A 2,824-nucleotide genomic window follows, 5' to 3' on the forward strand; every position below is an offset into this window, starting at 1 on the left:
CCCCCGCCCTGATGGAGGCATGCGGCTGTGAAACGCAGACATCATCTTCTGGTGACCACGGCGGTCACCGCGCTCGCGGTCACGGGCATGGCGGCTCCCGCCATGACGTCCACCGAGAACGATCGAGCTCCCAGCGCCGATCCGAAGGCGGCCGCGACGGCGTCGGCGGACGCGCTGATCGCCGGGAACGCCGCCGACCTGTACACTGGGAAGGACGAGAAGTACATCCGCACCCAGGTGGTCGGCACCCCCTGGGACCAGTACTACGTCGCCTACGAGCGCACCTACCGCGGTCTTCCCGTGGTCGGCGGCGACTTCGTGATCGCCACCGACGGGAAGGGCCGCGTCCGCACCCTGTCGGTCGCGCAGAGCCAGCAGATCACGGTCGGCACCACCCCGAAGGTCACCGGAGCCGCGGCCGCAGGACACTCCCGCACCGCGCTGACCAAGCCGGACAAGGCCGAGCTCAAGCCGCGCCTGGTCGTGCACGCGCTGGCCAAGCCCCGGCTGGCGTGGGAGACGATCGTGTCCGGGCGCGACGGCGACCAGCCGAGCCGGAAGAAGGTCTACATTGACGCGCTGACCGGCAAGCGGTTCGACGCGCAGGAGACCATCCAGGCGGGAACGGGCACCGGCATCTGGGGCGGCCCGAACCTGACCATCGGCACGACCCAGTCCGGCAGCACGTACTCGATGCGCGACCCGAACCGCGCGGGCCTGACCTGCGCCGACTACAGCGGCAACCGGATCTTCACCGGCCCGGACGACGTCTGGGGCAGCGCGTCCAAGACCGACAAGGAATCCGGCTGTGTGGACGTCATGTACTCCTCCGCCGCTTTCTGGGACCTGCTGAAGTCCTTCGGGCGCACCGGCCTGCGGAACAACCAGTGGGCCCCGGCGAGGGTCGGCCTCAACGCCGTCAACGCCTACTGGAACGGCACCGACGCCCAGTTCGGCCACAACCAGCGCAACCAGTGGCTCACCTCGACCGACGTGGTGGCCCACGAGTTCGGCCACGGGCTCGACAACTTCACCCCCGGCGGCATGTCCGGCGGCGGCACCCAGGAGTTCGTCGGAGACGTGTGGGGCGCGGTCGTCGAGCACGCCATCAACAACCCGGCCGACACCCCGGACTACCTCGTCGGTGAGCTCGTCGACCTGGTCGGGCGGGGCCCGATCCGCAACATGTACAACCCGTCGCAGGTCAACAACGACCCGAACTGCTACTCCGCCTCCGTGCCGCGGATGGAGGTGCACAAGGCGGCCGGGCCCGGGAACCACTGGTTCTACCTGCTCGCCGAGGGCTCCCAGCCGGGCGGCGGCAAGCCGAACAGCCCGGTCTGCCAGGGCGGCCAGGTGACGGGCATCGGCGTCATGGAGGCCGCGAAGATCTTCTACAACGCGATGATGCTGAAGACGTCCGGCACCAGCTACGGCCGCTACCGGGTGCTGACGCTGACCGCCGCGAAGAACCTCGACGCCACCTGCGCGTCGTACAACAAGGTCAAGGCGGCCTGGGACGCCGTCCAGCTGGGCGCGCAGTCCGGTGAGCCGACCTGCACCGCGGGGGCGAGCAACACCGCCGCCTACACGGTCGGAGGCGGCAGCCACCCAAAAGCGGCGGCGCCTGACATCAACGTCGAGAGCGTCAAGTCGCATCTGCAGCAGTTCCAGTCCATCGCCAGCAGCAACGGCGGCAACCGCCGTGCCACGGGCCCCGGCTACACCGCGTCGGTGTCCTACATCGAGCAGAAGCTGAAGGCCGCCGGGTTCACCGTGGCCCGCCAAGCCTGCGCGTCCGGATGCAGCGCCGGCGCCGGGCCGAACCTGATCGCCGACTGGCCCGGCGGGAACGAGAACAACGTCTACATGTTCGGCGCCCACCTCGACAGCGTCGCGGCGGGTCCCGGCATCAACGACAACGGCACCGGTTCCGCGGCCCAGCTGGAGGTCGCGCTCCAGCTCGCCCAGACCAAGCCCACGATGCTGAACCACGTCCGGTTCGCGTGGTGGACGGACGAGGAACAGGGCCTGCGCGGCTCGAGGTACTACGTGAGCCGCCTGTCGGCCGCCGACCGGGCGAAGATCAAGGGCTATTTCAACTTCGACATGGTCGGCTCGCCGAACCCGGGCTACTTCATCGATGACATCAACTCGCCGCTGGCGAAGAACCTGAAGGAGTACTTCGACTCGATCAACGTGCCGACGGAGGAGGTCGCCGAGTGCTGCAGTGACGACGGGTCTTTCCGCAACGCCGGAATCGCCACGACGTTCCTGTTCACGGGAGCTCCGGCACGCAAGACGGCAGCTCAGGCACAGAAGTGGGGCGGCACCGCGAACCAGGCGTTCGACCGGTGCTACCACCAGGCCTGCGACAGCTACCCCAGCAACATCAACACGACCGCACTCGACCGCTGTTCCGACGCGATCGCCTACGCCCTCTGGAAAGTCGCCGTGGGCGCCCAACCGGCCTCCGGCACCGGCACCGGCAAGCGATCGTGACCGCCGGGACCGGTGACACCGGTCCCTAGACGGCTGATGTTGAGCCGTCGGCACAGCTAGAGCGTGCCCGGTCCGGCCTTTCTCCACAGGGGGTAGGGAGGCTGGGCCGGACACGCTCGTCCAAGCAGCGCACCCGGGCAAGCCGAAGGACGGACGGCCACACCGGCGAGCGCACCTGGCGGAAGAGCGTTTGTTGATTGGTCGGGCCTTCTTCTGGCCCTGGGACTTCGGGTTGTCGTTGGTCGAGGGTTGTCGTTGGTCGAGGGTTGTCGTTGGTCGGGGGTTGTCGTTGGTCGGGGGTTCTCGGTGGTCGGGGGTTCTC

At 68.6% G+C, this 2,824-nt stretch carries 1 protein-coding gene; it reads left to right on the forward strand.

Annotated features, from left to right (window positions below):
- Positions 1 to 51 precede the first annotated feature (51 nt).
- Positions 52 to 2,502: a M28 family peptidase gene (locus tag E1264_RS41745; protein WP_132182979.1), complete on the forward strand. Its 2,451-nt coding sequence runs from the start codon at positions 52 to 54 to the stop codon at positions 2,500 to 2,502.
- Positions 2,503 to 2,824: the final 322 nt, after the last annotated feature.

This window comes from Actinomadura sp. KC216 (genome assembly GCF_004348535.1).
Classification (GTDB): domain Bacteria; phylum Actinomycetota; class Actinomycetes; order Streptosporangiales; family Streptosporangiaceae; genus Spirillospora.